The sequence below is a fragment of the Paraburkholderia xenovorans genome (assembly GCF_046030735.1).
Classification (GTDB): domain Bacteria; phylum Pseudomonadota; class Gammaproteobacteria; order Burkholderiales; family Burkholderiaceae; genus Paraburkholderia; species Paraburkholderia xenovorans_A.
Genome location: NZ_JAQQBV010000012.1, coordinates 120,452 through 141,782, shown reverse-complemented (window position 1 = coordinate 141,782; position 21,331 = coordinate 120,452). Strand labels below are relative to the sequence as shown.

The window sequence follows — 21,331 nt, the reverse complement described above, 5'->3', positions numbered from 1 at the left end:
AAGAGGCGTATGATGGCTATCAAAATCTAGATTTCAATAGGATTTTTCGGAACTTGGATGACCCTACGCCCTCTAAGTATTAGCACTCGGTAAATCAGAGTGCTAACATCCGTCGCTGGAGTCGTTAACTGAACAAGCTTTTGTCTGATTCCAAAGGAGTTTCCTACGTGAGCCATGCAATGACCCTTCCGAGTACTCTGAGCCCGTCGTCGGCTAAGGCCGCTTCGGCAGGTGCGCTGGCGCTCTCGCATTCCTCGCTGCTGCCCGGTCAACTGGGCAATATCGACGCCTACATCCAGGCCGTAAATCGGATTCCGATGCTGACGCCGGCGGAAGAACGCCAGTTCGCCACCGAATTTCGCGAGCAGGACAACCTGGCTTCTGCGCGCCGTCTCGTCCTGTCGCACCTGCGGCTGGTCGTGTCGATCGCGCGCAACTATCTGGGCTATGGACTGCCGCACGCCGACCTGATCCAGGAAGGCAATATCGGCCTGATGAAGGCCGTGAAGCGCTTCGATCCGGAGCAGAACGTGCGCCTCGTGTCGTACGCGATGCACTGGATCAAGGCCGAGATCCACGAATACATCCTGCGCAACTGGCGGATGGTGAAAGTCGCCACCACCAAGGCGCAGCGCAAGCTGTTCTTCAACCTGCGCAGCCACAAGCAAGGGCTGGGCGCGTTCACGCCGGACGAGATCGAAGGTCTCGCTCAGGAACTGAACGTGAAGCGCGAAGAAGTGGCCGAAATGGAAACGCGCCTGTCGGGCGGCGATATCGCGCTTGAAGGTCAGGTCGAAGACGGCGAAGAGTCCTACGCGCCGATCGCCTATCTGGCCGACTCGCACAGCGAGCCGACCGCCGTGCTGGCTTCGCGTCAGCGCGACAAGCTGCAAAGCGACGGCATCGCCAGCGCGCTGGATGCGCTGGATGCACGCAGCCGCCGCATCATCGAGGCCCGCTGGCTGAAGGTGGAAGACGACGGTTCGGGCGGCTCGACGCTGCACGAACTCGCCGACGAATTCGGCGTGTCGGCCGAACGGATTCGCCAGATCGAAGCTAGCGCGATGAAAAAGATGCGCGGCGCCCTCGCCGAATATGCATAAGGCGTAAAAGCCCGCAGCGTGCCGGTTTATCCGGCACGCATCAGTTGCACTGCAAAGCCCTGCCCTCGCAAGACGGCAGGGCTTTTTTCTGCGCTGCGCCGTCACGCATTCGCGTGCGGTCACACTCGCTCGAAGCAGCCGCCCCCGGCACACGTTTCTTGACGTAACACAAACCAGATAGCAATACTGTTCAAACGGAGCAAAGTTCGCGACCTAATGCCGCAGCGCGCCGACTCATGCGCCAGGCACTCCGTCTTAATATCGAGATGCACTCACCAGAGCGCTCGCTCGTGGTTCCAGCCGGAGCCACCGGCGCGAAGTTACCTTCGACCGATCATGACCCTAGCCCTCAATCGCCATAGCACGCCCCGGCTCAGCTTACGTAAGCGCTTCGCCCGCTGGGCGCGCGGTCCGACGCTGGCGCGGGATATCGCCATCGTCCTCGCCATCAAGTTCGCACTGCTGATGGCGCTCAAGTACGCGTTCTTCAATCATCCACAGGCAGAGCACATGTCGTTGCCGCCTGAGCAAGTCGCGCAGGCGTTGCTGTCCGTGCCTGCTTCGCATCCGTCACAAGGTGATCAACATGCCCGTTAGCGAAGTCGTAGAACTCTCGCGCCTCCAGTTCGCCATCACGGCGCTCTATCACTTTCTGTTCGTACCGCTCACGCTCGGCCTGTCGTGGCTGCTGGTCATCATGGAGTCCGTCTATGTGATGACAGGCAAGCAGATCTACAAGGACATGACCCAGTTCTGGGGCAAGCTGTTCGGCATCAACTTTGCAATGGGCGTCACCACGGGTCTGACGCTCGAATTTCAGTTCGGCACCAACTGGTCGTACTACTCACATTACGTCGGCGACATTTTCGGCGTGCCGCTGGCCGTCGAAGGACTGATGGCGTTTTTCCTCGAATCGACCTTCGTGGGGCTGTTCTTTTTCGGCTGGAAGCGGCTCTCGAGAGTGCAGCACGTGATCGTCACGTTCCTGGTCGCGCTGGGCTCGAATCTGTCGGCGCTGTGGATTCTGGTGGCCAACGGCTGGATGAACAATCCGGTCGGCGCAAGCTTCAACTATCAGACCATGCGCATGGAACTCGACAGCATCTTCTCCGTGCTGTTCAACCCGGTCGCACAGGTGAAGTTCGTGCATACCGTATCGGCCGGTTATGTGACCGCTTCGATGTTCGTGCTCGGCGTGTCGTCGTGGTATCTGCTCAAGCGCCGCGACACCGAATTCGCGTTGCGCTCGTTCGCGATCGCCGCCGGTTTCGGTCTCGCGTCCACGTTGTGCGTGATCGTGCTCGGTGACGAATCCGGCTATCGCACCGGCGAAGTTCAGCAGGTGAAACTCGCGGCGATCGAATCCGAATGGGAAACGTCGCCCGCGCCCGCACCGTTCACGATCATCGGGATTCCGAACCAGAAAGAAGAGCGCACGGATTACGCGATCCGCATTCCCTATGCGCTCGGCCTGATCGCGACCCGCTCGATCGACGAACCGGTGCTCGGCCTGAAAGACCTGATGGCGCAAAACGAAGTACGCATCAAGAACGGCATGCTCGCTTACGCCGCGCTGCAAAAGCTCAAGCAGGGCGACGCGACCGACGACGCCAAAGCCGCCTTCGACGCGCACAAGAAAGACCTCGGCTACGGCCTGATGCTCAAGCAGTTCACGCCGAACGTGGTCGACGCCACGCCGGACCAGATCGCACAGGCCGCGAAGAAGACGATTCCGCCGGTCGCGCCCGTGTTCTTCTCGTTCCGGCTGATGGTCGGCTTAGGGATCCTGTTCCTCGCGACCTTCGTGCTGGCATTCTGGTTCTGCGCGCAACGCTCGCTGCTGCTCGAAAAACGCCGCTGGTTCCTGCGTTGGGCCGTGTGGGCGATTCCGTTGCCGTGGCTCGCCGCGGAGTTCGGCTGGATCGTCGCCGAAGTGGGCCGTCAGCCGTGGACCATCGCCGGGATTTTGCCGACAGCGCTGTCCGCGTCGAGTCTGACGCCGGGCGACCTGTATCTGAGTATCGCGGGCTTCGTGGTGTTCTACACCGTGCTGTTCATCATCGAAATCATGCTGATGTTCAAGTACGCGCGGCTCGGGCCTTCGTCGCTGCATACCGGGCGATACCACCACGAACAACCCCAGCCGCTGGATCAAACGCTGCCGACCAACACGGCCGCATGATTCGCCGCCACTGCGTTTCAAGGAAAGATCATCATGGATTACGCAACCCTCAAACTGATCTGGTGGGTGTTGATCGGCGTGCTGCTGATCGGCTTCGCGCTCACCGACGGCTTCGACATGGGCGCCGCGATTCTGCTGCCGTTCATCGGCAAGACGGATGCCGAACGGCGCATCGTCGTGAACACGGTCGGCGCGACGTGGGAAGGCAATCAGGTGTGGTTCATCACCGCCGGCGGCGCGATGTTCGCCGCGTGGCCGCTGGTGTACGCGGCGTCGTTCTCGGGGTTTTACTTCGCGATGCTGCTGGTGCTGTTCGCGCTGTTCTTCCGGCCGGTCGGCTTCGATTACCGCAGCAAGCGTGAAGACCCGCGCTGGCGCAGCGCGTGGGACTGGGCGCTGTTTGTCGGCGGTTTCGTGCCGGCGCTGGTGTTCGGCGTTGCGTTCGGCAACCTGCTGCAAGGCGTGCCGTTCTCGTTCGACACCGATCTGCGCGTGACCTATCACGGCGGGTTCTTCGGGCTGCTGAATCCGTTCGCGGTGTTGTGCGGGCTCGTCAGCGTGTCGATGCTGGCCGCGCACGGCGCGGCCTTCGTGAAGATGAAGGCGGACGGTATCGTTGCGCAGCGCGCTTCACTGGCGCTGCGGATCGCGTCGCTCGTCGCGGTGGTGCTGTTCCTGATTGCGGGCGCCCTCGTCGCCACGATGATCGGCGGCTATCAGGTCGTGGACTCCGCGCCGCTCGATACGGTCGCCAATCCGCTGATGAAGAGCGTGATCGGCGCGCCCGGCCTGTGGCTCACCAATTACGCGACCTATCCGTGGATGGTGATCGCGCCGGTGGCCGGTGTGGTCGGCGGCGTACTGGCGTTGCTGCTGGCGCGCTCGCGATTCGAAAAGAGCGCGTTCCTGTCGACCTCGCTGCTGCTGATCGGCGTGATTCTCACGGCGGGCTTCTCGATGTTTCCGTTCATCATGCCTTCGTCGCTCGACGGCCGCAGCAGCCTCACCGTATGGGATTCCACGTCGAGCCGCCTGACGCTGCAGATCATGCTGGTTGCCGTGGTCATTTTCCTGCCGCTCATCCTGATCTACACGAGCTGGGTGTATCGCGTGATGCGCGGCAAGGTGACCGCTGCCGCGCTCGAAGAAAATCACCATACGATGTATTGATCAGGATTACGGAAAACAGGAGTTCATGATGTGGTATTTCAGCTGGTTTCTCGGTATCGGCGTGGCGCTGGCGTTCGGCATCATCAACGTGATGTGGCTGGAATCGCGGCGCGAGGTGGAAGCGGGCAAGCCGAAGTCGCGTTGAGATCGTTTCAGCGGCGCGTATCGACGCGTCCATGAATGCAAAAGCGGCACCTTGAATTCAAGGCGCCGCTTTTTTATTGCAGCCTTACCGGCAGTGGAGCAGCGTTGGCCGCTCCGTCAGCTCGACTTCACGTGCTCACTGATCTCACTGAACTCAAGCAGGCTGAGGCGCCGCGCCGCCGCTCGCGGGCGGCGACAGACGCGTCGCCAATTGCGCGGCGTAACGCTGCGCCGCGTCGCCCACGACGATATGGAACGTATCCGCCGAGACCCACGCGGTATCGAGCGTCGCCAGGCGTTGACGATCGACCGCCGACGGATCGCGCACGACGATGCGCAAACGCGTCGTCGCCACCGCATCGAGCGACACCACGTTGCCCGCGCCGCCGAACACGGCGAGCCAGCGCAGCGGATCCGGATCGAGCGGACCGCCTTGAGCGCCGCCAGCAGACGCGACAGGCGCAGCCGCGGCAACGGCAGCAACCGGTGCAGCAGCGGCAACCGCAGCCGGCTTCACCGCATCGCCCCCGCCCTGCGCGATCACCGTACGGATTTCATCGGCGATGATGTCCGCTTCCGGCCCGATGATCACCTGCACATTGCCCGCGCCGCGTTTGAGCACGCCGCGTGCGCCGATCGTCTTCAGCTCGTTTTCCGAGACCTTGTTCGAATCCACCACCGACAAACGCAGACGCGTCGTGCAAGCATCCACCACCGACAGATTCGCGGCACCGCCCAACGCGGCGATATAGCGCTGCGCGCGCGGCACGGCAGCACCCGCTACCGGCGACACGAAACCGCCTGCCGCGAACGACTCGACCTGTTCGTCGGCGGCCGCGGGTTCGCGGCCCGGCGTCGCCATGTTGAACTTGCGGATGAAGAAGCGGAACAGACCGTAGTACAGAACCATGTACACGAGGCCGATCGGAATCGCCCACCAGCCGCGCGTGGACAGCCCGTAGTTCAGCACGTAGTCGATCGCGCCCGCGGAGAACGTGAAGCCGAGGTGAATGCCGAGCGCCGAACAGATCGCCAGCGACAAGCCGGTCAACAACGCGTGAATCACATACAGCACCGGTGCGAGGAACATGAAGCTGAATTCGATCGGCTCGGTCACGCCCGTCAGGAACGAGGTGAGCGCCATCGAGAACAGCAGGCCGCCGACCACCGCGCGGCGCTCCTTCGGCGCTTCATGGAACATCGCCAGACACGCGGCCGGCAGGCCGAACATCATGATCGGGAAGAAACCCGTCATGAAGGTTCCGGCCGTCGGGTCGCCGGCGAAGAAGCGATGCAGATCGCCGGTCACCGCAGCGCCGCCCGGCGGCGTGAAGCTGCCGAACACGAACCACGTCAGCGAATTGAGGATGTGATGCAAGCCCGTGACGAGCAGCAAACGGTTCAGCACGCCAAACACGAATGCGCCGAGCGCGCCCGCGGTGGTCAGCCACTGCCCGGCCAGGTCGATGACGGCCTGCACCGGCTGCCACACATAGCCGAACACGATGCCGAGCACCACGCAGACCACGCCCGTGACAATCGGCACGAAGCGTTTCCCTCCGAAGAACGCGAGGTAGTCGGGCAGCTTGATGTCCTTGTACCGGTTGTACAGCAAGCCCGCGACGATACCCGCCACGATCCCGGACAACACGCCCATGTTGAGCTTGTCGTTGATGTCCTTCATCACCGCGACTTCGATCAGATAACCGATCGCGCCGGCGAGACCCGCGACGCCGTTGTTGTCCTTCGCAAAGCCGACCGCCACGCCGATCGCGAACAGTAGCGGCAGGTTGTCGAAGATCGCGCCGCCGGCGTCGGCGATCATCTTGATGTTGAACACATCGGGCTGGCCGAGGCGCAGCAGCAGGCCGGCAACCGGCAGCACCGCGATCGGCAGCATCAGCGCGCGTCCTAGCTGCTGAATCTTCAGAAACGGATTCCCATCCATTGACACCTCCAATCCTTGTCTCGTTGTTGAGTGTGTAGCTCTGCGTTTTTACTTGAGCGAAGCTGGCTGTCGACTGTGTGGGGTTCAGTCCAAAGGCCAGGTTTCGCGGCTTACTGCTCTTACCGCCTGCGCCGATTCGAGCGCCAGGGCATCCTGGGCGCGCTGGCGGCACAACTGATAATCGAGGTTGCGCACACGCGCCTTGATGCCCGGCACCGACACCGGATCCACCGAAAGCTCGGTCACGCCGAGGCCGACGAGAAGCGGCATCGCAAGCGGATCGCCCGCGAGCGCGCCGCATACGCCGACCCATTTGCCGTGCTTCGCCGCGCCCTGCACGGTCGCCGCGATCAGACGCAGCACCGCCGGATGCAAGCCGTCGGCCTGCGCGGCGAGATCGGCCTGGCAGCGATCCATCGCCAGCGTGTATTGCGTCAGATCGTTGGTGCCGATCGACAGGAAATCCGCGTGCTGCGCCAGTTGATCGGCGAGCAACGCCGCCGACGGCACTTCGATCATCACACCGACTTCGATCGGCTCGGTACGCCCCGCCTCGCGCGAGAATTCGTCGATACGTTTGCGGATGCCGATCAGCTCGCCGACATCGGTGACCATCGGCAGCAGGATGCGCACGGCACCGAGCGGCTGCACGGCCAGCAGTCCGCGCAGCTGGTCGTCGAGCAGATCCGGGCGCACTTGCGCGAGACGGATGCCGCGCAGGCCGAGCGCCGGGTTCGGTTCCGGCGGCAGCGTCAGATAATCGACCTCTTTGTCCGCGCCGACATCCAGCGTGCGGATGATCGCGGTGCGCCCGCTCAATGCATCGACGATTGCCTGGTAGCTCTGACGATGCTCGTCCGTGGTCGGCGCCGCCGCGCGGTGAATGAACAGCAGTTCGGTGCGCAACAGGCCGACGGAATCGGCGCCGTTGTCGACGGCGGTTTTCGCGTCGTCGAGTGTGGCGATGTTCGCGGCGACTTCGATCGCGCGGCCATCCGCGGTAACGGCGGCTTGTTGCGACGTGCGGCGGTTCGCTTCGCGCGCGTCAGCGAGGCGCGAACGCTCGTGGCGCGCGCGTTCGACGTCGAGTTCGGTCGGCGCGAATTCGAGTCGGCCGTTGGTGGCGTTCACCACCACTTCGGTGCCATCGGGGATCGCATGCAACGCGTCGCCGATCGCGACCAGCGCGGGAATCCCGGCTTGCCGCGCGAGAATTGCCGCATGCGACGTGGCGCCGCCGCGCGCCATCACCAACGCGGTCACGCGCGACCGGTCCAGCGACGACAGATCCGAAGGCGTGAATTCCTCAGCCGCGAGCACGGCTTCTTCCGGCAGCGTGCGCGCCGCCGCGTTCGTGTAACCCAACGCGCGCAACACGCGCTTTTCGATGTCGCGCAGATCGGCCGCACGTTCGGCGAGCAACGCGTCCTCGATTTTGGCGAGGATCGCGATCTGCGCGCGAATCGCTTCGCGCCACGCAAAACCCGCGCTCTTGCCGAGGCTGATCAGATCGCGCGCGGCGTCGAGCAGCGTCGGGTCTTCGAGCAGCACGCGATGCACCGCGAAAATCCCCGCTTCGCCGACCGCGCCGCGTTGCGACGCATCGCGCACAGTCGTGCCGAGATCGGTATCGACGGTAGCGATCGCTTTATCCAGAAGACGGCTCTCGGCCGCCGACGTGCCGTTCGCCTTTTCCGGCGGATCGATATCCGCGTCGTCCCAACGCACCAGCTTGCCGACCGCGACGCCCGGCGCTGCACACACGCCGGCAAGCGTATTCGGTGCGAGCGTTTCGTTCGCCGCGCGCACCGCTGCTTGCGGCGCAGGCGAGCTTTGACGCGCGGGCTTCTCTTCGACTTCGCCGTGCGCTTCGCGTGTCAATTCATGAGCGATCGCTGCGACCGCTTCTTTCGCTTGCGGACCGACGCCGAGCAATTCGACGCTCGCGCCTTCACCCGCGCCCAGCCCGAGCAAACCGACCACGCTTTCGATCGCCGCCTTGCGTCCTTCATAACGCACTTCAACGCGTGCGTCGAAACCGCGCGCGGCTTCACGTGCGCGCGCCGCCGGCCGCGCATGCAAGCCGCCGGCGTGGACGAGCGTGACTTGCTGACGCGCTTCTTCGGTGATGTTGGTGGCGCTCGCCTCGCGCGACGCATGCGCTGCTTCGCCGGCACGCGCACGCAGCATCAGCAGCGGCGTGACGCCCGCCTTCAGCATTCCGCCTTGCACGCGCTCGACGATTTCGAACGCATCCGAATTGGCGATCGCGATCACCGAAATGAGACTCGGCGCATTCAGCGCGATCTGGTCCTGGTCGAACTCGATCAGCACGTCGCCGGCACGCACATGCGCGCCCTGCTCGACCATCGGCGCAAAGCCTTTGCCGTTCAGCTCGACCGTATCGATACCGATGTGCAGCAGGATCTCCGCGCCTTCCGCGGTCGCCAGCGTAACGGCGTGGCCAGTACGCGCGAGATGCGTGACGATGCCGTCGCACGGTGCGACGAGCCGGCCTTCGAGCGGATCCACGCCGATCCCGTCGCCGAACATGCCGCCCGAAAACACAGGGTCGGGCACGTTCGCGAGCGGCACGACCGGACCGGTCATCGGCGCGAGCAAAACAATATGGCCTTCAGAATGGCTCATTAAACGGGACTCCTCGACACGTCGCATCTGAATTCTCGATCAGTGAGTTTCGGTGACTTTGTTGAGATGGCGCGGCGCGTCGGGATTGCGCCCGCGTGCGGCGGCAAGGCCAGCGGCCATCACGTAAAAGGACAGGATTGCGGCGATCGGGTCGAGCGCGGCATGAGCGGTGGTGGCGAGCGGCAAAGTGGCCGCGGGGATGTCGGCCGGCGCGGCGAGCAGCACGCGCGCGCCGCGCGCCTGCATGTCGCTCGCGAGTTGCAGCAAGCCGGCCTGCTCAGGACCGCGCGGTGCGAACACCAGCAGCGGGTAGTCGCGATCGATCAGTTCCATCGGACCGTGACGCACTTCCGCGCTCGAAAACGCTTCGGCCTGAATGCCGGAGGTTTCCTTCAGTTTGAGCGCGGCTTCCTGCGCGATCGCGAGACCCAGGCCGCGGCCGATCACGATCATCCGTTCGACGCCGCGCAATTCCTCGATGGCGTTCGACCAGTCGAGTTTGCCCGCGCTGCGCAATGCGTCCGGCAGCGTGCTCAACGCGGCGAGCAATGCGTCGTCCTTCTGCCAATGCGCGACCAGTTGCGCGGAAATCGACAGCATCGCGATATAGCTCTTCGTGGCCGCGACGCTCAACTCGGGACCGGCGACGAGCGGCAACTGGAATTCGCACGCGTCGGCCAAAGGCGAGTTGGGCGCGTTCACCGCGGCGACGGTCAGCGCGCCTGCTTGGCGCAATGCTTCCATCGTGCCGACCAGGTCAGGACTCTTGCCCGATTGCGAGAACGCCAGCGCGAGCTGATCGCGCACTTGCAGCGGCGCTTGCTGAAGGGTCGCGACGGACATCGGCAGCGACGCGACCGGCACGCCGATGCGGCTCATCGTCAGGCTGGCGAAGTAGCTCGCCGCGTGGTCCGAGCTGCCGCGCGCGACCGTCAACGCGACATGGCGCGGCTGTTCGGCGAGCTTCGCGGCGAGCGCCTCGACGTGCGAGGTGTCAGCGAGTTGCGCGGCGACCGTTTCAGCGGACGCCAGCGCCTCTTTAAGCATATTCGACAATTGATTCTCCTTCGACGTAAGTCGCGGTCAACGCCAGTTCACGATCGAACACGACCACGTCGGCCCACGCGCCGCGCGCGATACGGCCGCGGTCTTCGATGCCGAGGTAGTCGGCGGCGTAGCGCGACAAACGGTTTGATACATCGGCGATCGGCAAGCCGATCGAGACGAGATTGCGCAGCGCCTGATCCATCGTCAGGGTGCTGCCGGCGAGCGTGCCGTCGGCGAGACGCACGCCGCCGAGGCACTTGGTCACGTGCTGGCTGCCGAGGCGGTATTCGCCGTCGGGCATGCCGGTGGCCGACGTGCTGTCCGTCACCACGTACAGACGCGGAATCGCGCGCAACGCGGCGCGGATCGCGCCCGGATGCACGTGCAGCAGGTCGGGAATGATTTCGGCGAATTCGGCATGCGCGAGCGCGGCGCCCACCAGCCCAGGATTGCGGTGATGCAGCGGCGACATCGCGTTGAACAGATGCGTGAAGCCGCACGCGCCGTGCTTGAGCGCGGCGACGGCGTCGTCGTAGGTGCCGAGCGAATGGCCGAGTTGCACGCGCACGCCGCGCGCCGCCATCTCGGAGATGATCTCCATGTGACCGGCAATTTCCGGCGCGAGCGTCACCACGCGGATCGGCGCAATCGACAGATACTTCAGCACTTCGTCCATCACCGCGGAGACTGCCGCGTCGGGTTGCGCGCCGAGTTTGCCGGGGTTGATGTACGGACCTTCGAGATGCACGCCGAGCACGCGCGCGCCGCCCGGCGTGCGAATCCGCGCGTTGTTGCCGAGCCCCGCGACGACGCTCATCAGTTCGTCGCGCGGCGCGGTCATCGTGGTGGCGAGCAGGCTGGTCGTGCCGTAGCGCGCATGCGTGCGGGTGATGGTTTCGATCGCGTCGTCGCCTTCCATTACGTCGGCACCGCCGCCGCCATGCACGTGCAGATCGATGAAGCCCGGCAGGATGTACGGCGCGTCGTTGCTCGACGGATCGGCGCGCTCGCCGGTGAGCGCCGTGATGCGGCCGTTTTCGTATTCGAGCGAGCCGTGAATCCACCCATCGGTGGTGAGTATGTTTCCGGTCAGCATGATTCTCTCTGGTCAGGCGTAATACTGTGGGTTCCGAATGCGCTCGCGGGCGCGGCTTCGGGCGCGCCGTTCAGGTGCGCAATTCAGCGACGAAGTCGTAGTAGTCGTCGCGGCAATAGGTGTCGGTGAGTTCGATCGCGCGCTGGTCCGCGCTATAGCCGATACGGGTAATGACCAGCAATGCCGTGCGCGGTTCGATGTCCATCAGCGAAGCGATCTCGCTCGACGCGTTGACCGCGCGAAAGTGCTGCAGCGCGCGCACGACGGCCGCGCCGCTTTGTTCGAGGTAGCTGTAGAGCGACACGCCAATCGCTTGCGGATCGGGCACGATCGCGGCCGGCAGCGCCGAATGTTCGACCGCCATCACGATGCCGTCCGCGCGGCGCAGACGCCGCAAGCTCGCGACCGCGGCGCCGGGCGACAGGCCGAGGTGCACCAGCTCGTCGCGGTTGGCGGCGCGGATATCGCGCTCGAGCCACACCGAATCCGGCCGGAAGCCGCGCTGTTGCATCTTCTTCGTGAAACCGGTGAGCCGCGACAACGGATCTTCGACGCGCGGCGTAATGAAGCTGCCCGCGCCTCGTGCGCGGCGGATCAGACCTTGCTCGACCAGCAGTTCGATCGCCTTGCGCGCGGTGATGCGCGATACGCCGATCGCGTCGGAAAGGGTGCGCTCCGAAGGCAGCGCTTCGCCCGCCGACCATACGCCGCAGTGAATCGCCGTCGCCAGATTGCGCGCGAGCTGCAGATAGAGCGGCGTGACGTTGCGGGCGTCAGGCATCAATGCGGACCAGCGAGTTTCCATGGGGCTCCGGCGACGTCTGGAGAGATACGGCCGACCAAAATGAGAGCCCATTATATAACCAACATAATACCAGTCAATAAACTGGTCCCATGCTGGTATCGAATGCTTGGAAGCCTTGTCCGGCGGGCGTTATAGCGGGTTTGCACGATCCATTCCGGTCACATTCGCAGACCAGGATTTACCCGTATCCCGGGCTGCAGAGCCCATGCAAATGGCTCGAAGTGGTATCTGTTCAGCGTCACTGCAACGTCAGACTCGATACCTTTCTGGCACCACTTCACCGACATCGAGAGCGGGCGGCTTTTTTAAAAGAAAAGCTTCCAATATAGTGCTGTGTACCCACTACAAAGACTCCCGGGGAGCCGCATTGACAGATTCCGAGGCGCTGCAGCGCGCTCAGGCCGTCCGCCATTTCAACCGCTTCTATACGCAGCACATCGGCGCACTGCATGAGCACCTGGCAAAGAGCGCGTTTTCGCTGACGGAAGTGCGCGTGCTGAACGAGCTGTTTCGCGGCCGCGCGCAGACGGCCTCCGCGCTCGGACGCAATCTCGGCCTCGACAGCGGTTATCTGAGTCGTCTCCTGACCAGTTTCGAACGACGCAACCTGATCACGCGGCGGCCGTCCGAACTCGACGCGCGTCAGTCGCTGATCTCGCTGACCGATGTCGGTCACGCCGCCTACGCACCGCTCGATACCGCGGCCATCGGCGAAGTGTGCGTGCTGCTCGATAGCCTCGCGCCGCTCGATCAGGACCAGTTGATCGCGTCGATGAAACTGATCGAACGGCTTCTTGGCGACCAACCGAAGCATGAACTCGTGACGCTTCGGCAGCCGCGCGCCGGCGAATGTTCATGGCTCGTGCATCGGCAGGCGCAGTGGTTCGCGGCGCAGCACGGCTGGGATCAAACCTTCGAGGGCTTGCTCGCGCGCTTCGTCGCCGATTACGCGCAACGGCGCGATTCCGTGCGCGAGATGTGTTGTATCGCCGATCAGAAAGGGATGGTGGTGGGCTCGGTGTGCATCGTCGCCGTTTCGACGACAGTGGCGGGGGTGCGGCTGCTGTGGGTCGAGCCGAACGTGCAGCGCCTCGGCATCGGCACGCAACTGCTGGGTGAAAGCGTGCGTTTTGCGCGGCGCGCCGGGTACACCAAGCTCACACTCACCACCGCCGCTACGCTCGGCGAACCGCGGCGTTTGTGCGAACGCGCGGGTTTCAAACTCGCCGGCACGACTGCGGAACGCCGCTTCGGCAAGGATCTGACGATCGAGCGGTGGGAACTCGAGTTATAAACCGCCGCGCATATACAAAAACGCCACGGTTCGTCACCGTGGCGTTTTCGTTTCGAGGCTGGCGTGAAGCTGGCGTGAAGCGCGGTCGCTTAGAACGACGGCACCACCGAGCCCTTGAATTGCGTCTTGATGAACTGGCGCACGTCTTCCGACTGATACGCAGCCACCAGCTTCTTCACCCACGGCTTGTCCTTGTCCTGCGTGCGCACGGCGATCAGGTTCGCGTACGGGCTGCGGATGTCTTCGAGCGCGATCGCGTCTTTGGCCGGTTGCAGATTGGCAGCCAGCGCGAAGTTCGTGTTGATCGCGGCGGCGTCGACGTCGGACAGCGAGCGCGGCAGTTGCGCGGCGTCGAGTTCGACCAGCTTGATCTTCTTCGGGTTGTCGGCGATATCCAGCGGCGTGGCGTTGCTGCCCTTCGTGCCCGCGCCGTCCTTCAGCTTGATCACGCCCTGCGCCTGCAACAGCAGCAACGCGCGATTCTCGTTCGACGGATCGTTCGGCACCGCGACCTTCGCGCCTTGCGGCAGGTCCTTCAGCGATTTCAGCTTCTTCGAGTAGATGCCGAGCGGCGAAATGTACGTGAGACCGGCATCGACGATCTTATAGCCGCGTTGCTGGATCTGGCTGTCCAGATACGGTTGATGCTGGAAGCTGTTCGCGTCGAGATCGCCTGCGTCGAGCGCGGCGTTCGGCTGCACATAATCGTTGAACTCGACGACCTTCACGTTCAGGCCTTCACGCTTCGCCACTTTCGTGACGACTTCCCAGATTTGCGCGTCCGGCCCGCCGATCGTGCCGACCTTGATGACCTTGTCGTCGGCGTGCGCGCCGAAGCTGGTGACGATCGCGGCGCTCGCGACCACGGCGGAAATGGCTTTCAGGATGTTTCTACGCTGCATGTGATCTCTCTTTCTCTGATCGATGTCAGATTCGGGTGGAAGCCGGCGGGACCCGTCTTGTGGACTTGCCGCCAACTGGACCGCAAATGGTCTCATACGCCCGACGCGATGGGAAATACCGCGATTGCATATGGTTATGCACCTCGAACGGGCATGGTTAAGCCCGGAGACGATGAGATTCTCGCGAGCGACGAACGCGCTCGCCTTCGTAGCTTTATCAGCCGAGCAACAGCTTCAGATCGTGCACCCAGGGCGTCGCGCCCTGGCCGTCACGGACGAACAGACGCAGCTTGCCGTCCGCATCCAGCACATAGCTCGCGGCCGTGTGATCCATCGTATAGCTATCCGGCGTCTTGCCCGGCACCTTCGCGTAATAGACGCGGAAGTCTTTGGTGACCTTGGTGAGCTGCGCCTCGTCAGCCGGACGCAAACCGACGAACGTCGGGTTGAACGCCTCGACATACTGCCCCAGCAAAGGCGCGGTGTCGCGATCTGGATCGACGGTGACGAACAGCACTTGCACGCGTTTCGCTTCGTCCGGGCCGAGTTGCTGGAGCGCTTGCGAGAGCTCGGCCATCGTGGTCGGGCAAACGTCCGGGCAATGCGTGTAGCCGAAGAACAGCACCACCACTTTGCCCTTGTAGTCCGCCATCGAGCGGAGCTTGCCGGACGTATCGGGCAGCGAGAAGTTATTCGCGAATTGCGTGTTGCCGGTGATGTCGAGGTTCTGGAACGCGGGCGGCTGTTTGCTGCAGCCCGCCACGAGGACGGCGCCGCCGAGGGCGCAGGCGATCACTGCGGCGCGTACAGCGGCACGCGCCGTGCGTGCAAAGCGGTCTTTGAGCATGAGGTATTACGCGCCGATCACGACGCGCGCATAGTGGTCGATCAACAGCGCAATAAACAGCAGCGACAGATAGACGATCGAATAACGGAAGGTTTTACGCGCCAGGTCGTCGGAATATTCCCGATAAATTTTCCACGCATACGCGAGGAACACGGCGCCCAACAGAACCGCAGACGCGAGATAGAAGATGCCGCTCATGCCGGAGATGAACGGCATCATCGTGACTGCGAAAAGAATCACCGTGTAGAGCAGGATATGCAAACGCGTGTACTTCTCGCCATGCGTGTTCGGCAGCATCGGCAAGCCGGCGTTTTCATAATCTTTGCGGCGATACAGCGCGAGCGCCCAGAAATGCGGCGGCGTCCACACGAAAATGATCAGCACCAGAATCCATGCGTCGCCCGGCACGTGACCGGTGACCGCAGCCCAGCCGAGCGCCGGCGGCATCGCGCCCGACGCACCGCCGATCACGATGTTCTGCGGCGTTGCCGGCTTGAGCAGCAGCGTGTAGATCACCGCATAACCAACGAACGTGGCGAGCGTGAGCCACATCGTGAGCGGGTTGGCGTACGTGTACAGCGTCCACATGCCGAGGCCGCCAAGCACCGCCGAAAACAGCAGAATTTGCGCGGTGGTGATCTCGCCGCGGGCCGACGGCCGCCACGAAGTACGGCGCATTTTCGCGTCGATTTTCTGTTCGACGAGGCAATTGATGGCAAAGGCCGCACCGGCGAGCAGCCAGATGCCGACCGTGCCGCCGATCAGCGGGGTCCACGGCACCATGCCCGGCGTGGACAGGAACATGCCGATTACTGCGCAGAAAACCGCCAGTTGAGTGACGCGCGGCTTGGTCAGCGCGATGTACTGGGAGACCCGGCTACCGGGTGTTTGGGAGAGAGTTGTGCTGTCCATGTGGGGTCACGCTGGCGCGGCATCGCGCGCAGGCAACGCGGCGCGGCCGGGACGGCTATAAGCGATCCGAAAGTTTAACATAACGAGCAAAAGCAGCAGGATCGCGGCCCCGCCGTTATGCGCGACCGCAATGGGCAACGGCCATTGCAGAACGATATTCGACAGGCCGGTGATGAACTGGATCAGCACCACCAGCAGCACGCCGTTCGCCGGCCGCCGCAGCGACTCGAAACGGCGCAGTTTCAACGCGAACCACACCAGATAGGCGACCACGACGATCGCAAAGGTGCGGTGCGTCCAGTGAATCGCGACCAGTGCGTCCTGCGTGATCATGTCGCCGTCGCCGGTCATGCCGAGCGCGCGCCACAGGTGGAAGCCGTGCGCGAAATCCATCGGCGGAACCCATTGGCCGTTGCAGGTCGGAAAATCCGTGCAGGCGAGCACCGCGTAATTGGTGCTGACCCAGCCGCCCAGCGCGATCTGCACGATCAGCAGAATCAGACCGGCAAGCGCCGCAGCGCGCCAGCGCGCGGCTTCCGGCTCGTCAGCCGGCAACGGCGTTTGCCGCGCGGCCAACCAGCCGAGCGTGCCGAGCAGCGCGAGACCGAGCAACAGATGGGTCGTCACGATGATCGGCTGCAGCTTCATCGTGACCGTCCACGCGCCGAATGCGCCTTGCACGAGAATCAGCAGCAGCAGCGAAGTGGGCCACCACGGCGACACGTGCAGCGGCCGACGCTTGATGCGCGCCGTCCACGCAATGATCGTCTGCGCGATGATCAGCACGCCGATCGCCATTGCGAAGTAACGGTGGATCATCTCGATCCAGGCCTTTGTCATGCTGACCGGGCCGGTGGGCATCGCCTGATGCGCGGCCGCGATAGCCGCATGTGCGATGAACGGCGACGACGTGCCATAGCAGCCCGGCCAGTCCGGGCAGCCGAGGCCTGAATCGGTGAGGCGGGTAAAGCCGCCGAACATCACGAGATCCAGTGTCAGGAAGGTGGTGAGCCAGACCAGCTTGCGGAATTTGTTGTCGTCGGCCTTGACCCATACGTAGGACAGCGGCAGCAACGCGATACACAAGCCGATCAGGGCCAGTTGCAGTACGAACATCTTTCTTACCCTGTGTGCGGCATCAGCCGATGCTCGACCATTTGAGCAGCTTGGTCACGTCGCCCTTGATCTTGCTCGGGTTCGGATCTTTCGGGAAACGCATCATCAGATTGCCGTTCGGATCGACCATGTAGATGTGGTCGGTGATTCTGGTGCCCGTATCGGCGGGCAGCCACGCGGACACCTGCGCCGGGTCGGCGATCATCATGTCGGTGTCGGGATAGGCGCTTTGTATCACGTCCGCGACCTTGCCTGCATCGGTGCGCAACCACACTTCCACGACGCGCTCGCGTTCCGGGCCCTGAGCTGCGCGGATTTGCCGCATGAAATAGAGCTTGGTGACGCAGGCTTTGTCGCACGCCGAGTTATCGACCGAGATCATCAGCCAGCGGCCGCGCAGCGATGCGAGCTTGACCGGCTTGCCGTCTTCGCCGGTCACGACCAGCGCATCGGGAATCGGCCGCTGCGGCTCGACCAGCGTGCCGTAGCTCGTGGTTCCGCCGGTCGGCTTGATCACGTAGTAGGCCAGATAGGACACGACGATCGGCGCCGCGCAAATCACGGCCAGCAGCAACAGCATCCAGCGGCCGCGCTCCCACGAGCCTTTGCCGTTGGGTTGGCCGGGCATCGCTTTCGGGACGGCGGGTTTGCCGGCTTGCGGCGAACGGGGAGATTGCGTCGACACTACAGGACCTCTTTCGATGATTGCGCGGCTTCAACCCTGAATTGGGCGGGGAGCCGCTGGCGATGCGCTTGCTGCGCGCTTTCGATGCATTACACGCCCGGCGCGTGCTCTTTCTTCGCGGCACGCCGCGCAGCATACAGGCCGAACACCAGCGCCGCGGCCGCCATGCCCCACCATTGGAACATGTAGCCGTAATTGCGCTCGACGCCGTTGGCGGGCGCCGGCCAGTCGCGCACCAGTTTGTCGCCGTCGTCGCTCAGTTGCTGGATCACGAACGACTGCAGCGGCAAGCCGGTTTCCGCGGCATACGCGGCGGTATCGAGATTCTGGCGAATCAGCTGATGCGCGGCCGAGCCGCCCTGCCCCAACTCGAATGCGCGCGACGCATCGGCGCGCGCAATGCCTTCGATCTCGATGTCGCCTTGCGGCGTGGTGTAAGGCGCGATGGTCTCGCGATTGCTCGTGTTGCGCGGCAACCAGCCACGGTTGACCAGCACATAACCGCCGCCGGCCAGTTTAAAAGGCATCACGACGTAAAACCCGGGCTGATCGTTATACGGACGATTATCCAGATACACGACCCTATCCGCGACGAAACTGCCGCGCGCTTTCACGCGATGAAATTCGATGTCCTTCAGATCGACCGGCGCGCCGCTCACCGGCTGCGCGGGCGCGTTTTCGAACTGCGTGATGTGCGCCTCGAGTGCTTCTTTCTGATGCGCGCGGTCGCGCTGCCAGAAGCCGAGCCGTAGCGTGACTGCCATCACCAGCAGAATCACTATCGCGGGAAGCAGGCGGAATTTCATCGACCGTGCTCCGTACCTGACGTCCGTGATGCTTGCAGCGCTTGCGACACCGTCTGGAACCCGCGGCAGAGCCCAACGCGCGGTGCGATAATAAGTGTCTTGCCTCTGCGCTTTCTGGTTTCGGTCGGATCCATGCACATTCTCGTTCCCATCGCCTTCGTCCTGATCATCGCCAGCATGGTGTCGGCGCTGTACTTCATGATGCACGACAAGGGCAAAACCAAACGGATGGTCTGGTCGCTCGCCACACGGGTGGGCCTGTCGATCTCGCTGTTCCTGTTCATCCTGTTCGCACACTGGATGGGCTGGATTCAGTCCACCGGCATCCCTTACGGGCGTTGAGCCCGGCCTCGCGGTTTCCCTGCTTCACCCCATCAAGCAAAACGCCGCCCTGACAGGGTCGAGGGCGGCGCTGCTTCAAGTCCTTTCCAGGCTATTGCACGTTAATGCTCGTTCGGCGCGCTTATGAAAAGCGCCGCGCGAACGGCCTGCCTCCATTGTTACGGCGCAGGCCAGACCGCGTTACAGCCAGTAGACGACAACGTACAGACCCAGCCACACGACGTCCACAAAGTGCCAATACCACGCAGCGCCTTCGAATGCGAAGTGATGCTCCGCCGTGAAGTGGCCGCGAATCAGCCGCGCCAGCACCACCGCCAGCATCGTGCCGCCGAGAAACACGTGGAAACCGTGGAAGCCCGTCAGCAGGAAGAAGGTCGAACCGTACACACCGGAGGACAGCGTCAGGTTCAGTTCGTTGTACGCATGGAAGTATTCGAAGCCCTGCAGGAACAGGAAGCACACGCCGAGCACGAGCGTCGCAGCCAGCCAGATGATCGCCTTCTTGCGATGATCTTCGCGCAGCGCGTGGTGCGAGACCGTCAGCGTGGCGCCGGAAGAAAGCAGCAGCGCCGTGTTGATGGTCGGCACCGGCCACGGTTGCATCGACTTGAAGGTCGAGACCAGTGCTGCCGGACCGTTGTTCGGCCACACCGCCGAGAAGTCCGGCCAGATCAGCTTGTAGTCGAGACTGCCGAGTTGATGTAGCGCGATCTCGCGCGCGTAGAACAACGCGCCGAAGAATGCGCCGAAGAACATCACTTCGGAGAAGATGAACCAGCTCATGCTCCAGCGGTACGACTTGTCGACATTCTTGCCGTACATGCCGCCTTCGGACTCCGCGATCGCGTCGCCGAACCAGTGCCACAACGTGTAGAGCAGCCACAAAAGCCCCACTACGACGCCGATCGGCGCCAGTTCGTGGTCGTTGATCCAGGCCGCAAGCGATCCGAGCATCACCAGCAATCCGGTCGCGGCGCTGATCGGATGCCGCGACGGATGCGGTACGAAATAGTACGGGCTCTCGTTTTGACCGCTCATTCTTGATTCTCCACTTCAGTCCAGTTGTCCCGGAATCTCCGGCTGTATCTTCGACGGCACGTCGATACCGCACCGTTTTGCTCTAATTTCGCTCTCATTCGTGGACGCTGTTTTGCCCGATGGCGCTGGCGTTTCGCCTCGTGCGCTCGCCTCTTCGCAATCCCACCCGCTCAACCTACGACCGCCCGCACAACCAGAATCAACACGACGATGAAAATCGCAGCGCTGATCAGCGCTGCTGCGATCACATGCAGCGGGTTCAACTGCGCCGCATCCGCTTCGAGATCGCGGCGCTTGCGTACGCCAAAAAACGACCAGAACACAGCACGCATCGACTGACCAAAACTGCTCTTGCGCGGACTGCCGCTGTTATCGCTCATCTCGTCTTCTCGTCCTTCGTCTGCGGCCGATGCCGTCAGGCGGGGTCGGCGGCGGTTGCCGCCGGATTGGCCGGAGGCGCCGCGCTTCCGACCTTCGCCGTTGCCGGCGTATTCAGCTCGAAGAACGTGTACGACAACGTGATCGTTTTCACATCCTTCGGCAACTTTGGATCGACGACGAACACCACCGGCATGCGCCTCGTCTGATTCGCCGTCAACGTCTGCTGCGTAAAGCAAAAGCACTCGATCTTCTTGAAGTACTCGGTGGCCTGTTTCGGCGCGTAGCTCGGAATGGCCTGCGCCTGAATCGTGCGCGCCTGTTCGTTGCTGACCTCGTACATCACCGTCGTCACTTCGCCCGGATGCACGTCGAGACTGCGCTGCTCCGGCTTGAAACCGAGCGGACCGCGCGCGTTCGCATCGAACTCGATCGAAATCGTGCGGCTCATGTCCACCTGCGTGTTCTTCGCCTCGCGCGCGGTGGCGTCGCGCTGCACGAGGTTGTTGATGCCGGTGATCTGGCAGATCGCGCGGTACATCGGCACCAGCGCGAAACCAAAGCCGAACATCATCAACGCGACGACGAACAGCTTGATCAGCATCGAACGGTTAAAAGAGCGATCGGCCTGAACCGGCGGTTGCGTCGACATCTCAATCCTCAACAAACCTGACCTGCGGCAACACTCGAACTACGTCGCACTACCGCGTCAGGTGAACCACTTCTGGTGAATGATCACGCTCGCAAAAAAGGCCGCGGCGATGACAAACATCACGATACCGATCCGCCGGTTGCCCGCGCGAACCTGCTCGGGCGTACGTCTTTCTTGAGGATTGCGCGTCATGCTCGAGTTTCTGGATACTTTTC

General features: G+C 63.1%; 22 protein-coding genes. 7 read left to right on the top strand and 15 right to left on the bottom strand.

All coding sequences use genetic code 11. From position 1 onward, the window contains the following. Nucleotides 1-167: 167 nt before the first annotated feature. From rpoH to cydX, 5 genes are all read left to right on the top strand, one after another. Nucleotides 168-1,103 (top strand): RNA polymerase sigma factor RpoH, encoded by a 936-nt coding sequence (gene rpoH / locus PQQ51_RS14225; RefSeq protein ID WP_408497420.1) that lies wholly within the window; start codon nt 168-170, stop codon nt 1,101-1,103. 336 nt (nt 1,104-1,439) lie between these two features. Beyond that, nucleotides 1,440-1,700 carry a cytochrome oxidase putative small subunit CydP gene (cydP, locus tag PQQ51_RS14220; RefSeq protein WP_408497419.1) on the top strand — a complete coding sequence of 87 codons (261 nt, stop codon included), beginning with the start codon at nt 1,440-1,442 and terminating at the stop codon, nt 1,698-1,700. Continuing rightward, the gene (locus PQQ51_RS14215) at nt 1,690-3,285 is read left to right on the top strand and encodes a cytochrome ubiquinol oxidase subunit I (protein ID WP_408497418.1); all 1,596 of its coding nucleotides are present in this window, start codon (nt 1,690-1,692) and stop codon (nt 3,283-3,285) included. Before cydP ends, PQQ51_RS14215 begins: the two co-directional genes overlap by 11 nt. 33 nt (nt 3,286-3,318) lie before the next feature. Then, entirely contained in the window at nt 3,319-4,455 is a 1,137-nt protein-coding gene (cydB, locus tag PQQ51_RS14210; RefSeq protein ID WP_408497417.1) for a cytochrome d ubiquinol oxidase subunit II, read from the top strand. A gap of 28 nt (nt 4,456-4,483) precedes the next feature. Then, nucleotides 4,484-4,600: a cytochrome bd-I oxidase subunit CydX gene (cydX, locus tag PQQ51_RS14205; protein WP_408497477.1), complete on the top strand. Its 117-nt coding sequence runs from the start codon at nt 4,484-4,486 to the stop codon at nt 4,598-4,600. A gap of 153 nt (nt 4,601-4,753) precedes the next feature. Here cydX and nagE read toward each other — a convergent pair whose 3' ends face one another. From nagE to PQQ51_RS14180, 5 genes are all read right to left on the bottom strand, one after another. After that, complete coding sequence (gene nagE / locus PQQ51_RS14200) at nt 4,754-6,547, bottom strand: N-acetylglucosamine-specific PTS transporter subunit IIBC (RefSeq protein ID WP_408497416.1); 1,794 nt, start codon at nt 6,545-6,547, stop codon at nt 4,754-4,756. A gap of 84 nt (nt 6,548-6,631) precedes the next feature. After that, nucleotides 6,632-9,223 (bottom strand): phosphoenolpyruvate--protein phosphotransferase, encoded by a 2,592-nt coding sequence (gene ptsP / locus PQQ51_RS14195; RefSeq protein ID WP_408497415.1) that lies wholly within the window; start codon nt 9,221-9,223, stop codon nt 6,632-6,634. Between the two features lie 12 nt (nt 9,224-9,235). Continuing rightward, nucleotides 9,236-10,252 (bottom strand): SIS domain-containing protein, encoded by a 1,017-nt coding sequence (locus PQQ51_RS14190; RefSeq protein ID WP_408497414.1) that lies wholly within the window; start codon nt 10,250-10,252, stop codon nt 9,236-9,238. Then, a complete protein-coding gene (nagA, locus tag PQQ51_RS14185) occupies nt 10,236-11,339 on the bottom strand; it encodes an N-acetylglucosamine-6-phosphate deacetylase (protein ID WP_408497413.1) in 1,104 nt (367 codons plus the stop codon). The genes PQQ51_RS14190 and nagA overlap by 17 nt, the downstream gene beginning before the upstream one ends. A 70-nt stretch (nt 11,340-11,409) precedes the next feature. After that, a complete protein-coding gene (locus tag PQQ51_RS14180; RefSeq protein ID WP_408497412.1) occupies nt 11,410-12,144 on the bottom strand; it encodes a GntR family transcriptional regulator in 735 nt (244 codons plus the stop codon). Between the two features lie 367 nt (nt 12,145-12,511). Here PQQ51_RS14180 and PQQ51_RS14175 point away from each other — a divergent pair, with 367 nt between their 5' ends. Then, complete coding sequence (locus PQQ51_RS14175; protein WP_408497411.1) at nt 12,512-13,438, top strand: GNAT family N-acetyltransferase; 927 nt, start codon at nt 12,512-12,514, stop codon at nt 13,436-13,438. Between the two features lie 89 nt (nt 13,439-13,527). Here the strand turns inward: PQQ51_RS14175 and PQQ51_RS14170 are convergent, their stop codons facing one another. From PQQ51_RS14170 to PQQ51_RS14145, 6 genes are all read right to left on the bottom strand, one after another. Further along, a complete protein-coding gene (locus tag PQQ51_RS14170; RefSeq protein ID WP_408497410.1) occupies nt 13,528-14,340 on the bottom strand; it encodes a MetQ/NlpA family ABC transporter substrate-binding protein in 813 nt (270 codons plus the stop codon). A 217-nt stretch (nt 14,341-14,557) separates the two neighbouring features. Continuing rightward, nucleotides 14,558-15,187: an SCO family protein gene (locus PQQ51_RS14165; RefSeq protein ID WP_408497409.1), complete on the bottom strand. Its 630-nt coding sequence runs from the start codon at nt 15,185-15,187 to the stop codon at nt 14,558-14,560. Between the two features lie 6 nt (nt 15,188-15,193). Next, entirely contained in the window at nt 15,194-16,099 is a 906-nt protein-coding gene (gene cyoE / locus PQQ51_RS14160; RefSeq protein ID WP_408497408.1) for a heme o synthase, read from the bottom strand. Nucleotides 16,100-16,105: 6 nt separating this feature from the next. Beyond that, a complete protein-coding gene (locus tag PQQ51_RS14155; protein WP_408497407.1) occupies nt 16,106-17,215 on the bottom strand; it encodes a COX15/CtaA family protein in 1,110 nt (369 codons plus the stop codon). 22 nt (nt 17,216-17,237) lie between these two features. Further along, nucleotides 17,238-17,900: an SCO family protein gene (locus tag PQQ51_RS14150; protein WP_408497406.1), complete on the bottom strand. Its 663-nt coding sequence runs from the start codon at nt 17,898-17,900 to the stop codon at nt 17,238-17,240. Nucleotides 17,901-17,989: 89 nt separating this feature from the next. Continuing rightward, complete coding sequence (locus PQQ51_RS14145) at nt 17,990-18,706, bottom strand: SURF1 family protein (protein WP_408497405.1); 717 nt, start codon at nt 18,704-18,706, stop codon at nt 17,990-17,992. Between the two features lie 132 nt (nt 18,707-18,838). Between PQQ51_RS14145 and PQQ51_RS14140 the strand changes: the two genes are divergently transcribed. Next, nucleotides 18,839-19,048 (top strand): twin transmembrane helix small protein, encoded by a 210-nt coding sequence (locus PQQ51_RS14140; protein WP_007179452.1) that lies wholly within the window; start codon nt 18,839-18,841, stop codon nt 19,046-19,048. 180 nt (nt 19,049-19,228) lie between these two features. Here PQQ51_RS14140 and PQQ51_RS14135 read toward each other — a convergent pair whose 3' ends face one another. The 4 genes from PQQ51_RS14135 to PQQ51_RS14120 form a co-directional block, all read right to left on the bottom strand. Beyond that, the gene (locus tag PQQ51_RS14135; RefSeq protein ID WP_408497404.1) at nt 19,229-20,086 is read right to left on the bottom strand and encodes a cytochrome c oxidase subunit 3; all 858 of its coding nucleotides are present in this window, start codon (nt 20,084-20,086) and stop codon (nt 19,229-19,231) included. A gap of 170 nt (nt 20,087-20,256) precedes the next feature. Then, nucleotides 20,257-20,466, bottom strand: coding sequence for a DUF2970 domain-containing protein (locus PQQ51_RS14130; protein ID WP_408497403.1), 210 nt, complete (start codon nt 20,464-20,466; stop codon nt 20,257-20,259). 35 nt (nt 20,467-20,501) lie between these two features. Beyond that, nucleotides 20,502-21,116, bottom strand: coding sequence for a cytochrome c oxidase assembly protein (locus PQQ51_RS14125; RefSeq protein WP_408497402.1), 615 nt, complete (start codon nt 21,114-21,116; stop codon nt 20,502-20,504). Between the two features lie 57 nt (nt 21,117-21,173). Continuing rightward, nucleotides 21,174-21,308: a cytochrome oxidase small assembly protein gene (locus tag PQQ51_RS14120; protein WP_211607278.1), complete on the bottom strand. Its 135-nt coding sequence runs from the start codon at nt 21,306-21,308 to the stop codon at nt 21,174-21,176. Between the last annotated feature and the right edge of the window lie 23 nt (nt 21,309-21,331).